The sequence below is a fragment of the Janibacter terrae NBRC 107853 genome (genome assembly GCF_001591405.1).
Classification (GTDB): Bacteria; Actinomycetota; Actinomycetes; order Actinomycetales; family Dermatophilaceae; genus Janibacter; species Janibacter terrae.
This window is the reverse complement of sequence record NZ_BCUV01000011.1, coordinates 1-20,368: the sequence shown is the minus strand read 5'-3', so window position 1 is coordinate 20,368 and position 20,368 is coordinate 1. Positions and strand designations below refer to the sequence as shown.

Genomic DNA, 20,368 nt, shown 5'->3' with positions numbered 1-20,368 from the left:
AGACGAACTCGCGCAGGCGGGGCAGCTGATGAGCGAGCTCTGCGAACATGGAGGGCCAGCCGCGGCGCAGCCAGCTGATCCGGCCGTGCTGGAGGCCGGTGTCGCTGAGCAGTGTCGAGATCCGCAGGGCCTCCTCGGGGGCGCCGAGGGCGCGGAGCTTGGCGTAGACCGGGTTGGGGGGCAGGGACCGGGCGGCGATGTAGTCCCAGACACGCTGGGTGGGCCAGTCCCAGATGGGGGAGTAGGCCACGGTGCCGTCGTTGCGGCGCACGACCCCGCCGTGGGTGAGGTAGTGGGTGCGGGTGCGCCGGCCGGGCGGGCAGCACCCGTGGCAGGCCCGGGCGATCTCCTTGGTGATCTCGTTGGCGTAGAGCATCCGGCGGCCGCGAGACTCGGCTGCGCGCACGCCCCACAGCTCGCCGGGCCCGTCGGCGGCGTGGGCCCTGGCTGAGGGGTCGTCGATCAGCGCGGCTCCGAGGTCGAGTCCCAGGGTGCTGGGCTGGTCGTGGTCCCAGATGCCTGAGTCGGTGATGATCTCCAGCGCGGTGGGCTCGGCAGGGAAGACCGTGAGGTTGAGGTCCCAGGCCTGGGCGAGGTCGTGGATGTAGGTGGTGACCTCGGGGTACTCCAGCCCGGAGTCGAAGAACGCGACCGGCACGGCCGGGTCGACCTGTCGTGCGAGGTCGAGTACAACCAGTGAGTCCTTGCCTCCCGAGAAGGCGAGGTACCCGTCGTGCTCGGCGAGGTGGTTCTCGATGCGCTCGAGCAGGTGCGTGATCTTCGGTGAGGTCGCGACGCCGCGGCGACGCGCGTGCAGGGTGCGCAGCTGCTCGAGGTCGAGCCCAGGGTCTTGTGCCGCGGTGCTCATGCCGCGCCGCCGTCGGCGTGCGTGGGCGCAGGCAGGAACAGCGGGCGTGCCCGGGCGGTGTGGGTGGACGGCGGCCGCAGCCCCGCCGTGCCCTGGCGCTGCTCGCGGGGGTCCACGGCGTGCAGGTGAGTCAGGCACCCTCCCGGTGTTGGGCGGCCAAGGCTCTGGTCGGGGTGCAGGTGGGAGGCCTCGAGCGGGGACCGGTCGGTGGGTTCGACCTCCCAGCGCAGGACCCGGCCGTGGCCGGCGGCCCGCTTCTTCCCGATCGCCGCGATTGGGGTCACCAGGGACCGGATGGCGTCGAGGTCACCGACGGCCTCGAAGGTGACTGCGGTGGTCAGGGTGATCGTCAGCGGCATCCAGTGGGAGCGGTAGCGGCCTCGCTGGTCGTCGACGACGCCCGGCAGCTGCGAGGTCACGGCCGTGGTCAGGCGGTGGTCGTGGCGGGAGGACCACCGCACCACCTGCGGGAGAAGGTCCTGGCCGTCGACCGGTGCGGAGCACGTCGCGGCCCAGTGCCAGTCGTTCTCTCCGGCCAGGGTGCATCGGGCCAGGGGGAGATCCAGGTCGACCGGGTGGTCCTGGTGGCGAAGGGGGATGTGATTCCCGCCGGCGGCCAGGAGCTCGGCCTTGGCTTGGTGGTGCACGACCGAGGCCAGGATCCCGTCTAGGGCCAGGCCCCAGTCGTGCGCGTAGGCCAGACCCGCCTCGAGGTGGGCGGTGACCCGCAGCGGCACGTAGCGATCGCTCACGTCAGCATCCTGATCGCGTCGATGACCTCGGCACGACGCTCCAGCAGCCGCGGCCGCCAGTCCGGCAGGTCCTGCTCGAGCGAAGGGGTCGCGTCCAGCTCCAGGCGCAGCGCGCCATGGCCGATCGCGCCGCGGCCGCCGATCGTGCCGTGCTCGGCGAAGGTCGCCAGGACCTCGCGCAGGAAGGACAGCTGCTCCCCGGTCAGGTGGTGCGCCCTCAGCCACGACGAGAAGACGCTGCCGGCGGGGAAGGTCTCGACCCGGAAGAGCGTGAAGCCCGAGGGGTCGGTGGCCTCGGGAAGGGCGTCGAGACCGCCGAGGTCGACCTCACCGCTCGCCGGGCTCAGTGGCACCGCGGTCGGGCCGAGGGTGCTCATCGCCGGGGCTGTGCTCTCGTCCTGGCGGGTGTAGGTCTCCAGCTGGGTCGCGGCGAACACGTCAGGGGCTTCGACCGTGTGGCCGGTCAGGTGCGCGGTCTCGACGACCACGGGCAGGAGCTTGCCGACCTGCAGCGCCCCTTCGATGGTTCGCCCGCCGGTGGCGCCGCCGAAGATCGCCAGCGGCGGGATGAGGTCGCGGGCGATGCGCAGCCGGGACCCAGTCAGTGGGGAGCCGCCGGTCTTGGCCAAGGACCCGCCGGTACGCAGGGTGTGCACCGCGGCCAGCGGCAGCTCGTCGGCCTCGTAGCCCAGGCACTGCCGGTAGAGGTCCTCCGCGGTGCGCCGCAGCCGGCCCCTCCAGGCGTTGCCCGAGATGACCGGGACGTGCACCGGGGCGCCGTCACGCAGGACACGCTCGCGGCGCAGCAGGGTGATGGTGCCGCGGGTCTCACCGCCGTGGCTGATCGAGGACAGCGCGGTCAGGGTCGCGTCCCAGGTGATGGTGTGCAGCATCAGGGCTCCTCTCGGGTAGGGCGGTTGGCGCGTACGGCGTCGGCGACCAGGCGCAGGCGGATCTGCAGCGCCTCGCACTGCTGACGCATCACGCTCAGCACCGGGACCGCGTCCCGGGTCATCAGCTCCGCGAGCTCGCGGCGCTGCTCGAGGGTGCGGGGGCTGGCGTCGAGCTCGGCCGCGACGTCGCTCCACCAGGTCGCCAGGCTCGAGGAGCGGTAGGCGGCCACGAGCACGCGATCGGTCAGCAGGCCGTCCCAGTACGAGCCGCGGTAGGTTCCGACCCAGCCGTCCCAGTTGATCGAGTAGTGCAGCAGCAGCAGAAGCGCTTCGGCGGTGCCGGCAGGCCCGGTCAGCGGGGCCAGCTGGGCCTGCTCCAGCCAGCGGCGGGTCGGTGTCGGCTGCGGGGTGCTCATGCCGCGGCCGCCGTCGTGGGGTGGGTGGCGGTCAGGGCTGCCTCGAGCCAGAGCCGGCCTTGACGCCACGTCCCGAGCTCCTGCCAGTCGGTGAGCATCTCGAGGGGGTCCCCGCATCCGTGCAGTGCACGCCAGGGCGGCACGGGGTCGTAGAACGCCCGGGCGGGGATCCCGGCGTCACGCAGCCGCTCGACGAGCAGCAGACGGCGGGCGTCGCCCTTTGACCAGGTGATGTTGGCGCCGTCGACGCAGACCTGACCGAACCGGGCTACCGGAAGGACGTGCTTGCGGCCGGCGCGCAGGGGGAGGCTGAGCGCTGCCTGGCTGCCCAGGCCCCCGGCGGCCAGGACCTGACGCAGCCCCGCGGTGTCCAGCGCCTGGGCCGTAGGTGCGATGCGGTGCCAGGTGACCAGGTAGACGCTCGAGCGCAGCTGCGCGGTGCGATACCCCCAGGTGCAGGGCTGGCACAGGTGCGTGCCGGCGGTGTCGGCCCAGGTGTCCCACGCGGTGAACTTCCTCGAGACGACCTCGCCGACCTTCACCGCACCGGCGGGGGTGGAGCACCGGGCGCACGGCACCCCTTCGTCCAGGTGGTCCTCGGGGTGGTGAGCGCGCCACGCCGCGTGGACCGGGTCCCAGGTCAGGTCTGTCTCAGATGTCCTCACACCCTCGAAGAGGTGCCACGAGTAGCCGAAGTTGGAAGCGTGCCCCCTTCCCGGTGCCCTGAGCACCGGGAAGGGGACACGGGGGTCGACAAGGGCCGGTTTGTGGCTAGTGTCGGAGGTGTCCAACCGAATGCAAGAGCGGCCTGACCAGCCTCTCCGACCAACCGATACGGAGCACTTCCGATGACTGCAGTTGATGACGTCGTGACCGCCGCGAGCGGCACGCAGACGGAGCCGGACCTGTCGTGGTGGACCGAGCGCCCGGTGTGGGTGCGCGGCTCGCTCAGGACCGCGCAGAGCGCCCCCGAGACGGGGTGGGTGAGGGTCGATGGCGCGCTCATGCCCACGGCCGAGGTAATCCCGCTGCCGAAGGTCGGCGAGCGGATGCCGAAGGCGCTGCAGCAGCCCGGCTCGTGGGTGCTGGGGCTGACTGTGCTGGCCGCCGAGCCGCAGGTGGTGCTGTCGCTGACCTACATCACCTTGGAGGGCCACGTCGGCTCGCGTCGACTCACCGATGCCGAGGTCGTGCAGGCTCGTGTGACCGGTCCGGCAGAGCCGGACGCGACCCGACAGTTGGCGCAGGCTGTCCACTCGATGCACACCGCCTTCGAGGCATGGCGCAGCCGCGCGACCGAGATCGCCCACGACTACGCCAACGAGAACGACCTGTGCGAGCGCTTCGACCAGGCGATGCGTGAGATCGGGCTGCCGGTGCGCACCGACGAGGTCTCGATCGAGCTCTGCATCGAGGCGTCGCCGCACACGATCCGCGTCGACCTGGAGCGCGACGACGACGTGCACGGGTGGTTCGGCTCTCTGACCCACGACGAAGTGCGTGCGCGGGTGCTGGAGTCGGTCGGGGTGGACCCCGAGGACGATGACGCACGCCGTCTCTACGACGCGCTCGTCGACGATGTCTCCCTGAGCGACTACTGCCGGGGCTAACCCCCTCCGGCCTCCCACGGCCCCCTGACCCGGCTCCTCCTCTGGCCGGCTCAGGGGGCCGACCCCTCCCCGGGTGCCCTGAGCCCCGGGGAGGGGTCGGGAGGGGCTGCGGGCGTCGGTGGGTGCCGGTAGCGTCGGAGGCGTCCAACCGAGAGGGCACGGCACCGGGACTAACCAGCCCGGTCGCGGCCCTCACCACACAAGAGGAGCACCACCATGCACGCTGCACCCACCCTGACCCCGGTCCGTCTCGACGCCCCCGGCGTCGCGGCCGTGGTCCCGCACATGTTCGGGTTCGAGCCGAGCGACTCCCTGGTCCTGTTCGGCGTCGATGGCCAGCCCAACAGCGCCCGGATCGACGCCAGCGCGGTCACCCCCCGACTGCTGCCGGAGTCGGTGCACGTGGTCAACCGGCTGCACGCCAGCGGCGCGCGCCGTGTCGTGGCCATCGGCTACGGCCAGCAGATGACTCCCGAGGCGATGGAGGCCGTCGTCTCCCAGATCGTCGCGCTGGGCCTGTCCGTGGCCGACTACGGCACCGTGGCGGGGCGCTGCTGGCACTCCCTGACTGACGGGCAGCGCACCCCGCTGCCCGAGGTCGACCCGGCGATCCTGGCCAGGTTCAGCCCCGACGGGTTCGTCTCGACCTCGCGCGAGCAGATGCGGGCCACGTTCGTGCCCACCGGGGACGACGCGCTCGCCGCCACGCTCGACGCCGCGAGCGTCCCCACGGCGGAGGACCTTCCCGGAGTCGCCCAGGCGTGGGCCGCGCTGCTCGACGGCCGCAACCAGCCCACCCCCTTCGCGCTGCTGACCATCCTGCCGATGCTGCGAAACCCCCACTGCCGGGACGCGCTCATCGCCGCACTGACCGATAACGCCACGGTCCGGGACGCCGTGGCCGCCGAGTGCGCGCCCATCCTGACGGCCGTGCGCAGCGCCCACGGTGACCAGGGCGCCAAGGCGCGAGCCGCGCTCGCCGCGATCTGCCGGGCCACCCCCGAGCGCCACGCGCCCGACGTCCTGGCCGTCGCCGCCGCCACCTACTACGACAGCGGCCACGGCGCGCACGCCAACGCCGCCGTCGAGACCGCGCTGCGGATCGACCCCGAGCACCGGCTCTCCGCGCTCTTGGGCCGCGTCCTGGACGCCGGTCTCGACCCCCACGGCCTGCGCGGCTGACCCCCTTCGCGCCGATCTGGCCCGCCCGGCGATGCCCCAGCGGGCCAGATCAGCGCGGGACGGAGCTCGCCCACGGCGCGGGGGTGCCCTGAGCCGTGCGTGGGGGCGGGTAAGTCCCGTGCGGGGTCGGTGGGTGCCGGTAGCGTCGTAGACGTCCAACCAAGACGCCCGGTCCGGCGGTGGGCTGACCATCCACCGCGAGCCCGGGTCCCATGAGATGAGGAGCCGATCATGGCGACGACGTACTTCAGCACCGGTGACGAGAAGATGTTCCGCCACCACGTGGCCGAGCACCTGGGAGGCCAGGCCAGCGACACCTTCGAGGAGCCGGGGGAGTTCCAGGCCACGGCCTACGACGGCCCGCGCTACCCCGCGACGCAGATCCTGCAGGGCTGGATCCCCGACGTCGTGGAGCGCTTCCCGGGGGTGCCCTTCCAGGTGAGCGCGACCTGCGAGGACGGGGTGGTCGGCACCCGGTACGTCGTGGACGCCGACGGACAGGTGCGCGAGATCGCCGAGGTCGACGGAGAGCTCGCCCTCACCGAGACCGCTTCCGCGACGATCCTGAGAAACCAGCCCGACCCGACGGCCGCGCTCGCCGCGCTGGCCGAGGCCTTCGCCCTTGACCCTGCGGAGCACCGCTACGCGCAGCTGTGCGCGCAATGCCACCTCTTCGTCGCCAAGAGCGCAGCCGGGATAGTCGAGCACGTCGGGTTGCTCGACGAGCAGGACGCCACCCTGGCTGCCAACCACCGGGCCACGGCATCGGGTCAACACAAGAGCCTGGCCGCGTGGCTGCACCACGGCCCCTACCCGGTGCGGGCCCGCCTCAGCGGACGCCTGGACCAGATCCTCTCCCAGCCCACGCTCGACCCCGCCCAGGCCAGCTCGGGCAGGTGTACCCACTGCACCCACCCCGACGGTCCTCACGACGCCGTGGCGGTCATCACCGTGGACAACGAGCACGGAACCATCGGCCATCGCACAGTCCTCACGGCGTCGTGGCTGGCCCTGGATGGGCCCGCGCTACTTACCAAAGCCGTCGGGGGAGGGCCGGGCGTTCACGGCTGACCCGAGAGTGTCCAAGCCTCTCGGTGGCTGACCTATTGACCAATCGCCTGATATCGCTATCATCGTCGTATGACGATGAATGATGGGGTGGCCGGCACGATGACGTCGGAGACGCGAGGCGCCTTCGCCGCGCTCTTCCACGCCTTGGCCGAGCCGACGCGCCTCGCGCTCCTCGAGCACCTGGCCAGCGGCAAGCACCGGGTGCGCGACCTCGTCGACCACATGCACCTGGCGCAGTCGACGGTGAGCAAGCACCTCGCCTGCCTCCGCGACTGCGGTCTGGTCACCGTGCGGGCCGAAGGGAGGGCCTCCTGGTTCTCCCTCGCCGACCCCGAGCGCCTGGCGGCGCTCCTCGGGACCGCCGACGAGCTGCTCACCGCGTCAGGGGCGACGGTCTCCCTTCGCGACCACGAGGACCACGACCGGCTGGCCGCAGAGGAGCTGTGATGGGAGCCGGACACTCGCACGCGGACCCCAGGGCCCAGCCGAACCGCGGCCTGCGCAACCGGCTGCTCCTCGCCTTCGGCATCACCGCACTCATCGTCATCGCGCAGGCGGTCGGGAGCGTCATCACCGGCAGCCTCGCGCTGCTCACGGACACCGCCCACGCCTTGGCGGACTCGACCGGCCTGCTCGTCGCGGTCATCGCCGCCACGATGATGGTGCGTCCGGCCAGCAACCGTCGAACCTGGGGCTTCGCGCGCATCGAGGTCTTCGCCGCCCTGGGCCAGGCAACCCTGCTGCTCGTCGTCGGCACGTACGCGGCGGTCGATGGTTTGCGACGGCTCGTCGAGCCCACCGAGGTGCCGGGCACGGAGCTGCTCGTCTTCGGCGTGCTCGGACTAGTGGCCAACCTCGTCGCCATGGCGGTCCTCGCCTCCGGCCGCGACGCGAACTTCAACATGCGCGCCGCCTTCCTCGAGGTGCTCAACGACGCGCTCGGCTCGGTCGGCGTGATCGTCGCGGCCGTCGTCATCACGACCACGGGCTACCAGCGGGCCGACACCTTCGCCGGGCTCTTCATCGCGGCGCTGATCCTGCCCCGCGCATTCAAGCTCCTGCGCGAGACCACCCGCGTGCTCATGGAGTTCACCCCCGAGGACGTCGACCTCGACGTCGTGGAGGCCCACGTCCTCGAGCTCGAGCACGTGCGCGAGGTCCACGACCTGCACGCCTCGATGATCGGGCTCGGCATGCCGGTGATCTCCGCGCACGTCGTCATCGACGACGAGTGCTTCGAGTCCGGACACGCCCCGGAGATCCTCGAGCAGATCCGCGCGTGCATGCGCGAGCACTTCCCGGTCTCCTTCGACCACGCGACGATCCAGCTCGAGACCGCCGCCGTGCGCGACCGGACCTGCGAGCACATGCAGCACACCTGAACCCAGTCCGACGCATGACTTCCGGAGGGAAGCACTCATGGAGCCATCACCAGAAGTCACCGCAGCAACCGCACTGACCGTGTACCTCGTCGGCCTGACGGTCACCTTCGGCGCACGGACCTGGCAGCAGTACCGACGGACCGGCGACACCGGCATCCGAAGGATCGCCTCCGACACCACCCGCGCCGGCCGCTGGGGAGTCGTCCTCTTCGCGGTCGCCCTGCTCCTCGGCCTCCTCGGCCCCCTGCTCGCCCTCGTCGTCCCAGCCTCGACGGTGGCCCTGCCCGTCGCCCTCCGCTGGACCGGCCTCGGAATCGCCCTCGTCGGACTGGCCCTCGTCGTCGCGTCGCAGGCAGCCATGGGGACCTCGTGGCGCATCGGTGTCGACCCGACCGAGAAGACCGGCCTCGTCACCACAGGACCCTTCGCCCGGGTCCGTAACCCGATCTTCACCGCCATGGTCCTCGCACTGGCAGGTGTCGCCGTCATGACGCCCAACCCCGCCTCGGTCGCTGCCCTCGTCGCACTTGTGATCGGCGTTGAGCTCCAGGTCAGATTCGTCGAGGAGCCGTACCTCATCGACACGCACGGCACGCCGTTTCGGACCTACGCGGCGCAGGCGGGGCGATTCGTGCCGGTCCTCGGGCGACTCCGATGAGACCAGGGACCGGAATGACAGATGGAGTTCCGGTTCGATACAGCAAGGGGCCCCATGGACGTAACGTTGTGGGAGCTGGCTGCAGTTGCCTCGTCGAGGAACGTGGAGGGACCCTTAGACGCCGCAGTGTGGATCGCAGCCGGGTCGCTCGTCGTGTCGGTGGTCTCGGTGGGCTTAGCCGGGCTTGGCACGTGGTTGGCACACAGGCGAGCAACGGAGGCCATGGAGGAATCCAAGAAGGCAGTTGCGTCCGCACTCTGGTCACCGCGCAGGAGTGGGTCCAGGGGACAGCTCTACGTCCGGCGCGGTGACCACGATTCATCTGATGAGCGCGCACCCCAAAGCGCTTTTGTCATACGTGGATTATCGGCAATTTATTAGACTCGCCTAGATCCCTTGTCCGCAAGGGTTTCGCGATCCTTCTCGGGGTCAGATCGGCTCAGGCCGGGGTGACGACTGGGGTCGGCGCGTGCGTCAACGATGCTCACCGGGACCAGCACCCGGCCCGGCCACCAGATCGCCGTGTGCGGGTCCTGCATGGCCGAGATAGCCCACCTGGCAGGCATCACCCTTCGCTGAGAGACACCGGCTGCGTCCCGGCTGGGCTCAGGCCGGGCGCAGCCGGGCAGCGGGCACCCACTGCTGAACCGTCAGGTCACCACCGGGCCGGGGCAGCACGAACGCGCACAACGCCACCCACCCGTCGCCGTCCTGGGCCCACTGCAGGATCAGCCCTTCGACCTCCCCCGGATGAGACAGCTCGCGGTGCCCGGTCAGATCCACCCAGCAGTGGCGCCGCCGCCCACCCCCGGCCGGGGAAGCCTCCTGCGAAGGAGCCGAGCCCGGGCGCACGCGATCCTTCAACGGGACCCCGTCCCGGGTCGGCGGGTCCACAAGGCCCGACTGCTCGCCACCGTCGGTGCTCGCTCTCATCAGGGACACCACGCTAGGCCGACCCCGCGACAGGTATGACTTCCACCCCCGGCCTGCAGCGGCACCTCTTCCCAGACGAGAGCCCGCACCGGCGCTAAGTTGCGCCCCAAGAAGGCCGCACACACCACGAAGGGGGGAGTGGATGCTCGAGCTCAGCGCCCGAGTGCCAGGCGAGGGTCCCCTGTGGCCAGAGAGGATCCAGCAGCGCCGCACCAAGGGCTGGACCAAACCCCCCGGCGCGGTCTCGGTCGCCCGACCCCACCGCTACGGCAACCCCCACCGCGTCGACCCCGCCAGCGGGGTCACCGCCCAGGACGCCGTCGACCGCTTCACCGCCGACCTCGAGGGCGGGCGCCTGCCCTACACCCGCGACGACATCCTCGAAGATCTCGCCGGGCGCGACCTCATGTGCTTCTGCCCCCTCGGCCAGCCCTGCCACGCCGACATCCTGCTCACCATCGCCAACCCCCACTAACCTCACGGTCCATAAGCCGAGCAGACAGCGACGAGCACTACGTCATCGACCTCTGCGAGCAGGTCCTCGGCACCCCGGCGCAGCGTCAGCACCGCTTCGACTGGCTCCTCGGCGACCCGGGCAAGAACGCCCGACGGGCCCGCCCGCCCGTCGACGCCCACTGGCCCGACCACGCCACCGTCGTCGAGTACCGCGAGCTGCAGCACGAGCGCCCCGTCGAACTTTTCGACAAGCCCGACCGGCTCACCGTCAGCGGCGTCCACCGCGGCCTGCAACGTGCCCTCTACGACGCCCGCCGCGACCACGCGCGGGCGACTGCGCCGCAACCCAGACCACGACCTCCCTTCGATCCGCGCACTGCTCAACCTCTGAATGAGCCGGCCCCGACAGCCACCACCCCACCCAGGCCCCTGAGCCCTGGGTGGGGTGGTGGCTGTCGCTGCTTCGGCCTAGGTTGGGAGTTGTCCAACCGAATGGCAGGCCTGACCAGCCCGCCGACTTCACCAGAGGAGATAGACCCATGGCACACGAGATCGAGACCTACCAGGACAAGGCCGCTGCGGTGTTCGCGCGGGTGGATGCCTGGCACCGGCTGGGCACGACCGTTGCGGGGGAGGCCTTCACCGCTGAGGACGCGCTGCGGCTGGGCCACCTCGGCGGCTGGGACGTGCGAAAGGTCGCGCTGACCGCGACCGAGCTGAGCGAGGACGGCGTGCACAGCATCGCCGTCCCGGACCACTTCGCCACCGTGCGAACCTCCCCGTTCACCGGGCACCCCGAGGCCCTCGGCGTCGTCGGACGCGGCTACACCCCGCTGCAGAACGAGGAGCACTGCGAGTTCCTCAACCGGCTCGCCGACGAGTCCGGCGCGATCTTCGACACCGCCGGCTCCCTTCGCGGGGGACGCGAGGTGTTCGTCACGATGCGCCTGCCCGAGACGATGCGCGTCGGCGGAGTCGACGACGTCACGGTGAACATCGCCGCACTGAACAGCCACGACGGATCGAGCGCGTTCCGGCTGCTCATCACCCCCGTGCGCGTCGTCTGCGCCAACACCCAGGCCGCCGCCATCCGAGACCACGTCTCCAGCGTGAGCATCCGGCACACCCGCAACGCCACCAGCGCGGTGCAGATCGCCCGCGACGCCCTCGGCCTGACCTTCGCCTACGTCGACGAGTTCGAGGCCGCAGCACAGCGCCTGATCAACCAGACGATGACCGAGGCCCAGTACGTCGCCATGACCCGCCGACTCTTCGGCACCCCCGACCCCGACGCCAGCACCCGAGCCCAGAACGCCGAGCGCGAGCGCACCGCGACCCTGGCCCACCTCTGGCACGACGCCAGCACCCTCGACGGCATCCGAGGCACCGCCTGGGCCGGCTACCAGTGCATCACTGAGTACGTCGACCACCACGCCCCCGTGCGCACCCGCGACGACGTCGACCACGCCCGCGCGGCGCGCCTGCTGACCACCGAGGAGCCCAACCGGCTCAAGCGCACCGCCTGGGACATCCTCCAACCCGCCTGAACAACCCCAGGGACGGCGAAAGGGGGGTCCGCGCTACGCGCGCGGACCCCCCTTCGCCCACCCCACCGCAGGGGCCGGGGCCCTGAGCCCTGCGGTGGGGTGGCGGGTGTCGGTGCCGGGGCATAGCGTCGTAGGCGTCCGATCGAGAACAGGCCAGGAGCCGCAGGGGGCTGACCATCCCAGCGCGACGGGCCGGCAACGGCAGAGGAGCCGAGACCAATGACCATTCGCCACCAGGGACAGCAGCTCGAGTGCATCAACGGCGGTCAGGAGTGCCGTGGCCGCGTGGAGCACCGGCACCCGCTCAGCGGGTCCGGGAAGTCGTTCCCGCGGTGCGAGAAGCACTGGGCCGACCGGCTCGACCTCGAGCAAGGCCTGCGCGAGCGCTACCCCGAGCGCCCGCCGGCCGACTGGTCCCCGTTGGACGCCGGCGAGGCCTGGGACGAGAGCGACTACTGATGAACCGCGCGGACGCGACCGTGACCCGGGAGCACCGGCCGGAGTCCGCGGGCGATCCCCGGGTGCAGATCTACCAGGGACGGATCCCGCCAGGGCCGATGCTGCGAGCCAACCTCGTGACCGTCCTGGCCCGAACCGCGGTGATGTGGCCGATGTGGGTACTCATGGGCCTGGCCCTGGCCGGTGTGGCCAGCTACGGGCTGCACCTCGGGGTACCGGCCAGGTACGTCCTTACCGACATCCTCACCCGCACCACGCTCGCGGCCCTCGGGTTCGTCGCGGCCGTCACCCTCATCCGCACAGCCCGGACGTACCTGGCTCAACGCACCCACACCCTGCACCTGGGCATCCTGCGCAAGGGCTGGCGCACCGCCGCGGTATGGGTCGATCACCCCAAGGGCGGCGGGCCCTGGCGAGTCCAACTCATCGGCGCCATCCCCCTTCGCCGAGGCCTGGGAGCCCCGCTGATCCGAGCCGCCGTCAAGCACGCCGACACCCACCAGGGCGTCGTCACCGCCAGGGCCCGCAACGACGCGCTCGCGGCCGTCTACGAGCGGTACGGCTTCACCCGAAACACCCCAGGCGGACGACAGATGACTCGCAACCCAGCCCACGGGTCCTGTGTCGGAATGGGGCAGAGACTTGAGTGACGCCAAGCGGAGGCGTGAGCGGCGCGAGGGTGCAGATCACCGAGCCGACTCGCGCCTACCGATCGCTGGCCCTTAGGCGTCAGTAGAGGGCGATCGCGTCGATCAGCACGGCCGGGCCGGCGACGTGGGTGCCGGTCGCGCCCTCGGGGATCTTGAGGCCCATCTGGGTGAACAGGGAGTGGATCTCGCGGTCGTCGAGGGAGGTGAGCATGAGCCGGCGGATCATGTACTCCCAGCCGGGCATGAGCCACTCCTCGGCGTTGTAGTACCCCTCGTCGCCGCCGTCGATCACCGACCGGACGGTGCCGAGGACACGGTGCTCACCCTCGAGCCGGTCGGCGACGTCGGCGGTGGTGAAGTGCGAGGGGTTGATGTTGACGTAGACCTGGACCTCCATCCCCGTGTCGACGGCCTGCATGAGGATGGGAATCGGCAGGAGCTCGTTCTCGAGGTAGACCTTGCGGATGACGTCCTCGACCTCGGGGTCGTCGATCGACAGGTCGTCGATTGACGCGATATCGCTGGAGGCGATCGCCTTCTTCATCAAGTAGAAGAGCTTGCCGGCGAGGGTGGTCGGCGTCATCCGCAGGATTCCGTCGAGCTCGACGAGGTCGTCCTTCTGGATCGCTCTATCGGTCAGGCTCGAGGCGGTGGAGATGACCTGCTCCCTGTGCAACCGGTCGATCACCTTGCTGACGGTGCTTCGCTGCTGCGGCTCAAGGCGGAACGTGCTTTGGGTCTCGACCTCGCGCTCCCCGCCGGCGTCCACGCCGGCGCCCGAGAGCCCGAGCTTCGCACCGGCCCGGCGTTGGCTGCGTGAGGTTTCGACGATCTCCTCAGCGCGGGGCACAGCCACGTCGTGGTACTCGGCCTGCGCGATCAGCTGCTCCAGGTCGAGGTAGATCGGGTTACGCAGGGCCATGAGACGAATCGTCTCACCACTCACCAACAGCCCTGTCGGCTTCGCTTACGAGCCCTGATGAATGCGGCGTCGACGTGCAGCACATCGTCTCTGACCACGGCACGGCACGAAGCGAGCACGGCCGGGGCCTCGACGACCGTCTAGTTTGCCTAGAAGCGCGTCATTCTCCGCAGTTTCTCCCGGTGGGCTGCGAGGAGGTCGTCGAGGTCGATCGGTTGCCCTTCGAGCTCCGTGAGCGTCTTGAGCCACGGGTCGAGGTCGCGGGATTGGCGGAAGTCCAACTCGGCCCGGAAGATGTACCCGTCCTCAGTTCTGGAGGCGGCGTACATCTCCGTCTCGCCGATGTGCTCGCCGGGCAGGGGGCGACGTCCGTCAGGGAGGTTGGTCTCGATTACCTCGAGGAGATCAGCGATCGCGGACGAGCGCGCGTCGAGAAGATCGTCAGCCAGCGACAGCACCTGCGCGCGCAGCGGCGGGACGTGCCGGCCTGCTCGGCACCTCCCACGCTGTCGAACCCCCGCTGTCCCTGGTGCTCGTTGACCGGCCGGTTGAAGATCCGGGTGGCGGTGTGCTGCTGCTTGCGGGGCGCGTCCAGGTCGGCCACCAGCATCTCCTCGATCACCGCGACTCCGACACCGTCGCTCCTGGTAACGACCCGAACCCGCCCCGCGACAAGAAGTAGGCCTGCGGGCATTCTCGCCGGCCCGTCGGCGCCGCAAGGCGCTCGACGCCGTGCGGCGTAATGCTGAGCGATCGAGGGTGCGACAGCCTGCCACGGTGAGGAACGCTGGGGACGAGACGCGGCGGACCGGGGCGTCCGTCAATAGTATCGTCAATCAGATACTATTGACGGGTGAGGCGTGATCAGTGGTGGCCGGAGGTCCTCGACATCGCGGAGATGCAGGACGGGCTGTTCACTGCTGCCCAGGCTCGGAACCTGGGTGCGAGCCGAGCGCAACTTCATGCGCTGGCCGCTGCCGGCACGATCGAACGAGTGCAGCACGGGGTGTACCACCTCGTGGGGACGCCGGTGGATCGCTGGGTGTCGCTGCGCGCGGCGTGGATGGCAGTTGATCCCGAGCGCAGCACCGACGATCGCCTGACAGATCCTGTCGGACCCGGCGCTGTGGTCTCTCATCGCAGCGCGGCGCAGCTGCTCGGGCTGGGCGAGGTCGATGCCGACGTGATGGAGATGTGCGTTCCCCGTCGGCGCGATACCCGTAACCCTGCGGTGCGGCTGCGCATTGCCCAGATCGACTCCCGTGACTGGTTCATCCGTGAGGGGCTGCCGGTGACGACACCCGCAGCGACGGTGGGGATGCTCGCGCAGGACCTCACCGATGCTGGGCACCTCGGCGCTGTCGCCAGGGACAGCGTGCTGCGTTACGACGTCGACGTCGACGAGCTGGGGCGTCGCCTGGCCCCGAGCGCGAAGCGGTATGGCTATGACGATGTAGAGGACATGCTCGAGCAGACGCTGCTGGCCGCTGGCACCCCGGTCCCGTCGGTGGATCTGTCTGCGCTGCTGGCCGGAGCGAACGTCGAGGCGCTGGCGGCGTCGTCTGAGCGAGTGCAGCAGGTCTTGGAGAGCGTGCGACGCGACCTCGTCGGTCTATACGACCAAAGGGCGATGGCGACCTACACCAAGGAGCAAAGCCGGGTGGCCGAGCAGGCCCGGCGGGTGCTGGCCGCATCCGGGGTCCACGAGGAGTTCGCTAAGGTCCTCAACCCCGCCCTGGAGCAGCTGCATCGCACGATCCAGCAGCGGTGGGTCGCCGACCCCACGACCAAGGCGAAGGTCGCCGAGGCCACCCAGACGATGGCTCAAGCAATCCGGACCATGCAGCAGCGGGAGCGCACATGAGTGACCGGCCGGGCCGGCGATACCGCACTGCGGCAGCGTTTCGGCGTGCTCTAGATGACCGGCTAAAGGCTCAGGCCCGAGCCGAGGGTGTGCTCGTGGGCAACCTTCGACGCCGGTTCCTGCTCGAGTGCTACCTGGCCAGGATCTTCTCCCTGCCTGGAGACCACTGGGTCCTCAAGGGCGGGAGTGGACTGGCCGTGCGGCTGCCCGAGGCACGGCACACCAAGGACCTCGACCTGTGTCATCTTCACGACCAGGCTGATGCTGATGCCTGCATCCACGCTCTACGCGCTGCTGGGCGGCAGGACGAGCGTGATCCCTTCGTCTTCACGGTCACAAACCATGCCCGCATGACCGGCCTAGGGGGTGGGTACAAGCTGAGCGTCGAGTGCACCCTGGGAGGTCGGGTGTACGAGACCTTCCAGATCGACCTCACCTTCAACTTGGACTTCATCGGCGAGGTGGAGATCCTCGAGCGTGCACTGCCGGTGCAGATCGGTGACATCCAGTCACCACCACCGATCCGGCTCTACCCGATGGTCGATCAGGTCGCCGACAAGGTCGCCGCGATGTACGAGCGGCACGCGGGCCATCCCTCCACCCGCTACAGGGACCTCGTCGACCTCGTCCTCATCGCCCAGTCAGGACGAACCCTCGACCTCGCACCGCTCATCGCGGCGCTGCGCCTTCAAGAGGTGCGACGATCCATCACCCTTCCCGACCGGCTGACACCTCCAGAACCGACATGGGCCACCAACTACCCGGCCGAAGCCAGCCGGGCAAAGGTCGAATCCGACCTCTCCGCGGCACTCGAGATCGCCGGCCAACTGGTCAACCCGGCGCTTCACTCACTTCGCAGAATCTGACCCCTGCCCCGAGAACTCGCAGGTTCGATCAGGCCCGGGTGAGGAGGTCGAGTACATCGACCCGTTCTCCGGCCGCAAGGGCAGCGAACGGGTGCGCAGTGACTGCACCAAGTGCCGCGGCCCGCGGACGGTTGAATCGCCCCGGGTTTCGTGGAGGCTCGGTTAGTTGGATCCGACCTCGGTGAGGACCGGGTTCTGACGGTAGTGCTTCGCAGGTTGTGATGCCCAGTAGTTGGCCTCGTACTCGGCGGGTGGGACGAGGCCGATCTCGCCGTGAAGGCGGCGGTGGTTGAACCAGTCGACGTACTCGGCGACGCCGATCTCGACGTCGGCGACGGTCTTCCATCCGCCCTTGGGGCGCATCATCGGGTTGCGGATGCACTCGGTCTTGAACAGCGAGTTCAGTGCTTCGGCCATCGCGTTGATGCTCCTATAGATCGTCAAGTCGATCAGGCCGCGATTTCGAGCTCTCCATTAACGGGCTTTGCGATGGCGACCGGGGCCGGCAGCAGGCGGAAGAGCTCGCGAGCGAGGTACCGCTTCAGGCACCGGATGATCTCCCGCTTCGACATGCCCTCGGCGGTACGACGGGCCACGTAGTCGATCGTCGGCTGATGCCAGCGCATGCGCACGATGACCACGCGATACAGCGCGGCGTTGGCCTGCCGGTTCCCGCCGCGGTACAGACGGTGCCGGCTGTTGGTCTTGCCGGATCCAGCCGGGATCGGGCACGCGCCACACATCTTGGCAAACGCTGCCTCGGACTTGATCCGGTTGGCGTTGTCGCCGGCGGTGATCAGCATCTGTGCCGCAGTGTCGTAGCCGACGCCGACGGCCTCGACGAGCTGGGGCGCAGCGGCCGCAGTGAGTGCCTTCAGTGATGCGGCGTGAGCCTTGGCCTCCTCGTGCAGCGCCAGCCAACGCTTCGCCATCGAGGACAGCACGTGTCGCATCGCCACATCCGGGTCGCCCGGCACAACAACGGCAGGTGCGCCACGGCGCACGGGCGGCAGTGGAGTCGGACCCTCCAGCGCCGCGCACGCGAGGATCAGCTTGTGGTCGGTGAGCGTCTCCAGCTCCGCCCGCAACGCCTCGCTCCCGGTCGCGAGGGTCGCCTTGAGCGTGATCATCGCGGTTGTCCGCGCTTGAACGGAACCGTCGTAGGCGATCTTGACCAGCCTGATCGTTTCGACCGCGCCGTCGGCGGTCTTGGGTGTCGACAGCCCGTGCCCAGCCAGGAGCTGGCGTGCAGCGTGCTCGGCATCGATGGTGTCGTTCTTCCCTGCGAGTCGACGTTCCGCGGCCCGTGCTGGGCGGGCGATCTCGTGGACGTCGTGACCGTGGTTGCGCAGGTAGCGCGCCAAGCCGACCCCGTAGGAGCCGGTGCCCTCGACGCCGAACCCGATCAGCCGACCGGCCGACCCGACGAAGGCCAGACAGAAGGCGAGGAGCTCCTCAAACCCGGCGATGGTGGTGGGCACGACGATGTCGCCGAGCCGGCCGCCAAAGCCGTCGATCGCGACCGCTACGTGGTTGTCCTTGTGGGTGTCGACGCCGACGATGACATCGTCACGCCGAAGCTGCATGCTGGGCATCGGGCTGTGGATCCTCTCTCGCACTTTCCGGGCGGGCTGTCCATGGCTCAGCTGGCCGGAGTGGGCGGACAGGACTGCGATGAGGCCCTGGTCGAGTCAGGCTCCTATCAGGTCACTGCCCACCCGGCCAGCAGCCTGGTGAACGCCACCACCCGGGGCCGACACGTCAACGCGAGGGCACCCGCAGGGCCGGTCATAAGCAAGGGTCAGACCCCAGGTGATGGCGCAGTCACGATGCTCGCAGTCGAAGCACGACCCGACCCGGCCCATCGACTGCCGGATGCCTTGCTGCCGGCACAACTTCGTGAACGCGTTCGCTGTGAATCGCACTGGGTTTAGTTCCTATGCGTTCCCTTGGCCAGCGAGTGCCGGCTGGGCTGATTCTTGGGCAGCGTAGTACGCCGCCTCGACCTCGAGCGGGGTGCGCATCTCTAGCTCCCCGTGCAGGCGCTGGTTGTTCCACCACCACACGTACTCCAAGGTCGCGAGCTCGACCTGCTCGATCGTGCGCCACGGTCCGCGCCGTCTGATGAGCTCGGTCTTGTAGAGCCCGTTGACGGCCTCGGCGAGCGCGTTATCGAAGGAGTCCCCGACGGTTCCCGTGGATGGCTTCGCGCCGAGCTGGCCGATGCGGTCGGTGTAGACGATCGAGAGGTAGTTCGACCCGTGGTCGGCGTGGTGGACCAGGCCCGTGAGGTCGACCGCGCCCTCGCGCTTGGCTTCCCAGGCGGCCATGTCGAGGGCTTGTAGCGGGAGGATGTCGGACTTCAACGTCGCAGCGACGTTCCATCCCACGATCCGCCGCGAGTAGACGTCGGTCACGAACGCGACGTAGGCGAACCCCGACCAGGTCGCGACGTAGGTGATGTCGGCAACCCACAGCCGGCGCGGTGCAGGCGCCTGAAAGCGGCGTTGGACCAAGTCAGCCGGCTTCACCGCCGCGGGGTCGGACTTGGTGGTGAAGACCTTCTTCGACCGCTTCACGCCCCGCACGCCCGCGATCCCCATGAGCCGGGCGGTCTGGTCGCGACCGACTTCCCATCCCTGGCGCCGCATCAGGGCGTGCATCTTCCGCACGCCGTAGACGCCGTAGTTCTCGCCGTGCAGCCGGAGGATCTCGGGCACCAGCAGCTCGTCCTTGAGCGACCGGGCCGAAGGTGGCCTGGTCTTGGCGGCCCGGTAGCCGCGGGAGGTGATGAACCCACGAACTGCCGGGCGCAGCACCCGGCAGATGGCCTCGACCCCGAACTGATCCTTGTGCTCGTCGATGTAGCGGATCATCTCGTCGTGGGACGGTCGAGCTCCTTGGCGAAAAACACCGAAGCGGACTTCAAGATCTCGTTCGCCCGGCGAAGCTCTGCCACCTCACGCTTGAGCCGCTTGATCTCATCAGCCTCCTGCGACGTCGTCCCCGCGCGTTGTCCGCTGTCGATCTCGGCACGATGCACCCAGAGCCGAAGAGTCTCGACGTTCATCCCCAACAGCCCCGACACATGCCGCAGAGCGGCCGTCTCGTGCGGGTGCTCGGAGCGAACCTCGGCGACCATCCGGACCGCGCGCTCACGCATCTCGTTGCCTGGTCAGTCCGTTCCTGCGCTTGATCCGCCGTGCAATCAGCCCTTGTCGGCGCATCGAGTCCGCGACCGTCTTCTCGCTCACCGTCCAGCCCGCGTCACGCATGTCGTGGACCAGCCGCGGTGAGCCGTGCAAGCCACGGGCCTTCCTGAACGCGACCGCGACGGCGCGGTCGATCGTGTCGCGGCGCCGGTCCCGCGTCGTGTGCAGACCGTTGACTGCGCCGGGGCTCTCGGCCCTGCCAAGCCACTTGTAGAACCATGCCAGGCTGACGCCGAGAAGGGCACAGACGACCGTGTGTGGCACTCGGTAGTTGGTCCTCTGGTCGGCGATGAAGCGTGCCACTCGCTCACTTCGTCGCCTCCTTGACCCACAGGACCACGGATCGCTTGAGGACATCACGCTCCATCCGGAGCTCGGCAACCGTTGATCGTGGTGGGTGGGTAGACCGTGGCGACCATGGACCGACCCGTCCCCGCAGAGGTGACCACGGACCGTCTCGGCAGGGCAGACCGTGACCACCACAGACCGACCCGCCCTCGAGTAGCTCGGACCGTGTCCAAGGTACAGACCGAACCAGCCACCGACCGACCCCGGGACCGCGGGAGCGGGCCCTCCGGCCGGCAGGCCGGGAGCGCAGGGCGGAGCCCTGCGCAGGGAGGGGAACGG

25 protein-coding genes are annotated in these 20,368 nt (G+C 69.6%); 12 read left to right on the top strand and 13 right to left on the bottom strand.

The features are described from left to right. The 5 genes from JT1_RS17635 to JT1_RS17615 form a co-directional block, all read right to left on the bottom strand. Window positions 1-868, bottom strand: an 868-nt coding sequence (locus tag JT1_RS17635) for a phosphoadenosine phosphosulfate reductase domain-containing protein (RefSeq protein ID WP_068330107.1), incomplete at its 3' end; no start/stop codon positions are given. Next, window positions 865-1,620, bottom strand: coding sequence for a Csf3-related protein (locus tag JT1_RS19110; protein WP_068330105.1), 756 nt, complete (start codon window positions 1,618-1,620; stop codon window positions 865-867). The genes JT1_RS17635 and JT1_RS19110, both read right to left, overlap by 4 nt. Then, window positions 1,617-2,513 (bottom strand): RAMP superfamily CRISPR-associated protein, encoded by an 897-nt coding sequence (locus JT1_RS17625; protein ID WP_068330103.1) that lies wholly within the window; start codon window positions 2,511-2,513, stop codon window positions 1,617-1,619. The genes JT1_RS19110 and JT1_RS17625 overlap by 4 nt, the downstream gene beginning before the upstream one ends. Further along, window positions 2,513-2,929 (bottom strand): hypothetical protein, encoded by a 417-nt coding sequence (locus JT1_RS17620; protein ID WP_068330101.1) that lies wholly within the window; start codon window positions 2,927-2,929, stop codon window positions 2,513-2,515. Before JT1_RS17620 ends, JT1_RS17625 begins: the two co-directional genes overlap by 1 nt. Continuing rightward, window positions 2,926-3,594: a hypothetical protein gene (locus JT1_RS17615; RefSeq protein ID WP_169702113.1), complete on the bottom strand. Its 669-nt coding sequence runs from the start codon at window positions 3,592-3,594 to the stop codon at window positions 2,926-2,928. Before JT1_RS17615 ends, JT1_RS17620 begins: the two co-directional genes overlap by 4 nt. 183 nt (window positions 3,595-3,777) lie before the next feature. Between JT1_RS17615 and JT1_RS17610 the strand changes: the two genes are divergently transcribed. From JT1_RS17610 to JT1_RS17585, 6 genes are all read left to right on the top strand, one after another. Next, a complete protein-coding gene (locus JT1_RS17610) occupies window positions 3,778-4,539 on the top strand; it encodes a hypothetical protein (protein WP_169702112.1) in 762 nt (253 codons plus the stop codon). A 216-nt stretch (window positions 4,540-4,755) separates the two neighbouring features. Continuing rightward, the gene (locus JT1_RS17605) at window positions 4,756-5,721 is read left to right on the top strand and encodes a DUF4192 family protein (RefSeq protein WP_068330091.1); all 966 of its coding nucleotides are present in this window, start codon (window positions 4,756-4,758) and stop codon (window positions 5,719-5,721) included. Between the two features lie 231 nt (window positions 5,722-5,952). Next, complete coding sequence (locus JT1_RS17600) at window positions 5,953-6,792, top strand: hypothetical protein (RefSeq protein ID WP_068330088.1); 840 nt, start codon at window positions 5,953-5,955, stop codon at window positions 6,790-6,792. A 69-nt stretch (window positions 6,793-6,861) separates the two neighbouring features. Beyond that, complete coding sequence (locus JT1_RS17595) at window positions 6,862-7,239, top strand: ArsR/SmtB family transcription factor (RefSeq protein WP_068330085.1); 378 nt, start codon at window positions 6,862-6,864, stop codon at window positions 7,237-7,239. Next, a complete protein-coding gene (locus tag JT1_RS17590; RefSeq protein WP_068330083.1) occupies window positions 7,239-8,174 on the top strand; it encodes a cation diffusion facilitator family transporter in 936 nt (311 codons plus the stop codon). The genes JT1_RS17595 and JT1_RS17590 overlap by 1 nt, the downstream gene beginning before the upstream one ends. A 37-nt stretch (window positions 8,175-8,211) precedes the next feature. Continuing rightward, entirely contained in the window at window positions 8,212-8,832 is a 621-nt protein-coding gene (locus tag JT1_RS17585; protein WP_068330081.1) for a methyltransferase family protein, read from the top strand. Between the two features lie 606 nt (window positions 8,833-9,438). On the opposite strand, the gene JT1_RS18580 is transcribed toward JT1_RS17585, so the two are convergent. Then, window positions 9,439-9,765, bottom strand: a complete 327-nt coding sequence (locus JT1_RS18580) for a hypothetical protein (RefSeq protein WP_068330078.1) — start codon at window positions 9,763-9,765, stop codon at window positions 9,439-9,441. Between the two features lie 142 nt (window positions 9,766-9,907). Here JT1_RS18580 and JT1_RS17575 point away from each other — a divergent pair, with 142 nt between their 5' ends. Next, window positions 9,908-10,240 (top strand): DUF4326 domain-containing protein, encoded by a 333-nt coding sequence (locus JT1_RS17575; protein WP_068330075.1) that lies wholly within the window; start codon window positions 9,908-9,910, stop codon window positions 10,238-10,240. Window positions 10,241-10,242: 2 nt separating this feature from the next. On the opposite strand, the gene JT1_RS17570 is transcribed toward JT1_RS17575, so the two are convergent. Next, window positions 10,243-10,545: a hypothetical protein gene (locus tag JT1_RS17570; RefSeq protein ID WP_068330072.1), complete on the bottom strand. Its 303-nt coding sequence runs from the start codon at window positions 10,543-10,545 to the stop codon at window positions 10,243-10,245. A gap of 215 nt (window positions 10,546-10,760) precedes the next feature. On the opposite strand from JT1_RS17570, the gene JT1_RS17565 reads away from it, so the two are divergent. The 3 genes from JT1_RS17565 to JT1_RS17555 all read left to right on the top strand — a co-directional run bounded on the left by JT1_RS17565 (window position 10,761) and on the right by JT1_RS17555 (window position 12,877). Continuing rightward, complete coding sequence (locus JT1_RS17565) at window positions 10,761-11,768, top strand: DUF932 domain-containing protein (protein ID WP_068330069.1); 1,008 nt, start codon at window positions 10,761-10,763, stop codon at window positions 11,766-11,768. A gap of 219 nt (window positions 11,769-11,987) precedes the next feature. Then, window positions 11,988-12,227 (top strand): hypothetical protein, encoded by a 240-nt coding sequence (locus JT1_RS17560; protein WP_068330066.1) that lies wholly within the window; start codon window positions 11,988-11,990, stop codon window positions 12,225-12,227. Continuing rightward, entirely contained in the window at window positions 12,227-12,877 is a 651-nt protein-coding gene (locus JT1_RS17555) for a hypothetical protein (protein WP_068330064.1), read from the top strand. The genes JT1_RS17560 and JT1_RS17555 overlap by 1 nt, the downstream gene beginning before the upstream one ends. Window positions 12,878-12,956: 79 nt before the next feature. Here the strand turns inward: JT1_RS17555 and JT1_RS17550 are convergent, their stop codons facing one another. Then, the gene (locus tag JT1_RS17550; protein WP_068330062.1) at window positions 12,957-13,799 is read right to left on the bottom strand and encodes a DUF6414 family protein; all 843 of its coding nucleotides are present in this window, start codon (window positions 13,797-13,799) and stop codon (window positions 12,957-12,959) included. Between the two features lie 149 nt (window positions 13,800-13,948). Next, window positions 13,949-14,257: a hypothetical protein gene (locus JT1_RS18575; protein WP_169702111.1), complete on the bottom strand. Its 309-nt coding sequence runs from the start codon at window positions 14,255-14,257 to the stop codon at window positions 13,949-13,951. A 395-nt stretch (window positions 14,258-14,652) separates the two neighbouring features. Here JT1_RS18575 and JT1_RS17535 point away from each other — a divergent pair, with 395 nt between their 5' ends. Continuing rightward, window positions 14,653-15,663, top strand: a complete 1,011-nt coding sequence (locus JT1_RS17535) for a type IV toxin-antitoxin system AbiEi family antitoxin domain-containing protein (protein WP_068330053.1) — start codon at window positions 14,653-14,655, stop codon at window positions 15,661-15,663. Beyond that, window positions 15,660-16,529 (top strand): nucleotidyl transferase AbiEii/AbiGii toxin family protein, encoded by an 870-nt coding sequence (locus JT1_RS17530; protein ID WP_082807810.1) that lies wholly within the window; start codon window positions 15,660-15,662, stop codon window positions 16,527-16,529. Before JT1_RS17535 ends, JT1_RS17530 begins: the two co-directional genes overlap by 4 nt. Window positions 16,530-16,691: 162 nt before the next feature. Here the strand turns inward: JT1_RS17530 and JT1_RS17525 are convergent, their stop codons facing one another. The 4 genes from JT1_RS17525 to JT1_RS17505 all read right to left on the bottom strand — a co-directional run bounded on the left by JT1_RS17525 (window position 16,692) and on the right by JT1_RS17505 (window position 20,044). Continuing rightward, a complete protein-coding gene (locus JT1_RS17525) occupies window positions 16,692-16,946 on the bottom strand; it encodes an IS3 family transposase (RefSeq protein ID WP_068330047.1) in 255 nt (84 codons plus the stop codon). A gap of 32 nt (window positions 16,947-16,978) precedes the next feature. Then, on the bottom strand, window positions 16,979-18,124 hold the full coding sequence (locus tag JT1_RS17520; RefSeq protein ID WP_068330044.1) for an IS110 family RNA-guided transposase: 1,146 nt from the start codon (window positions 18,122-18,124) through the stop codon (window positions 16,979-16,981). A 342-nt stretch (window positions 18,125-18,466) separates the two neighbouring features. Then, window positions 18,467-19,692 (bottom strand): IS3 family transposase gene (locus JT1_RS17515; protein ID WP_169702110.1). Its coding sequence is split into 2 segments (ribosomal slippage): window positions 18,467-19,437 and window positions 19,437-19,692, totalling 1,227 coding nucleotides; the frame shifts between segments, so codons are not numbered across the junction. Beyond that, window positions 19,685-20,044 (bottom strand): IS3 family transposase, encoded by a 360-nt coding sequence (locus tag JT1_RS17505; RefSeq protein WP_218005641.1) that lies wholly within the window; start codon window positions 20,042-20,044, stop codon window positions 19,685-19,687. The genes JT1_RS17515 and JT1_RS17505 overlap by 8 nt, the downstream gene beginning before the upstream one ends. Window positions 20,045-20,368: the final 324 nt, after the last annotated feature.

Excerpts from the sequence above, each read along its gene's own strand:
- JT1_RS17625 (WP_068330103.1), bottom strand. The coding sequence starts at position 2,513 with ATGCTGCACACCATCACCTGGGACGCGACCCTGACCGCGCTGTCCTCG.
- JT1_RS17620 (WP_068330101.1), bottom strand. The coding sequence starts at position 2,929 with ATGAGCACCCCGCAGCCGACACCGACCCGCCGCTGGCTGGAGCAGGCC.
- JT1_RS17610 (WP_169702112.1), top strand. The coding sequence starts at position 3,778 with ATGACTGCAGTTGATGACGTCGTGACCGCCGCGAGCGGCACGCAGACG.
- JT1_RS17605 (WP_068330091.1), top strand. The coding sequence starts at position 4,756 with ATGCACGCTGCACCCACCCTGACCCCGGTCCGTCTCGACGCCCCCGGC.
- JT1_RS17600 (WP_068330088.1), top strand. The coding sequence starts at position 5,953 with ATGGCGACGACGTACTTCAGCACCGGTGACGAGAAGATGTTCCGCCAC.
- JT1_RS17595 (WP_068330085.1), top strand. The coding sequence starts at position 6,862 with ATGACGATGAATGATGGGGTGGCCGGCACGATGACGTCGGAGACGCGA.
- JT1_RS17590 (WP_068330083.1), top strand. The coding sequence starts at position 7,239 with ATGGGAGCCGGACACTCGCACGCGGACCCCAGGGCCCAGCCGAACCGC.
- JT1_RS17585 (WP_068330081.1), top strand. The coding sequence starts at position 8,212 with ATGGAGCCATCACCAGAAGTCACCGCAGCAACCGCACTGACCGTGTAC.
- JT1_RS18580 (WP_068330078.1), bottom strand. The coding sequence starts at position 9,765 with ATGAGAGCGAGCACCGACGGTGGCGAGCAGTCGGGCCTTGTGGACCCG.
- JT1_RS17575 (WP_068330075.1), top strand. The coding sequence starts at position 9,908 with ATGCTCGAGCTCAGCGCCCGAGTGCCAGGCGAGGGTCCCCTGTGGCCA.
- JT1_RS17565 (WP_068330069.1), top strand. The coding sequence starts at position 10,761 with ATGGCACACGAGATCGAGACCTACCAGGACAAGGCCGCTGCGGTGTTC.
- JT1_RS17560 (WP_068330066.1), top strand. The coding sequence starts at position 11,988 with ATGACCATTCGCCACCAGGGACAGCAGCTCGAGTGCATCAACGGCGGT.
- JT1_RS17555 (WP_068330064.1), top strand. The coding sequence starts at position 12,227 with ATGAACCGCGCGGACGCGACCGTGACCCGGGAGCACCGGCCGGAGTCC.
- JT1_RS17550 (WP_068330062.1), bottom strand. The coding sequence starts at position 13,799 with ATGGCCCTGCGTAACCCGATCTACCTCGACCTGGAGCAGCTGATCGCG.
- JT1_RS17530 (WP_082807810.1), top strand. The coding sequence starts at position 15,660 with ATGAGTGACCGGCCGGGCCGGCGATACCGCACTGCGGCAGCGTTTCGG.
- JT1_RS17525 (WP_068330047.1), bottom strand. The coding sequence starts at position 16,946 with ATGGCCGAAGCACTGAACTCGCTGTTCAAGACCGAGTGCATCCGCAAC.
- JT1_RS17520 (WP_068330044.1), bottom strand. The coding sequence starts at position 18,124 with ATGCCCAGCATGCAGCTTCGGCGTGACGATGTCATCGTCGGCGTCGAC.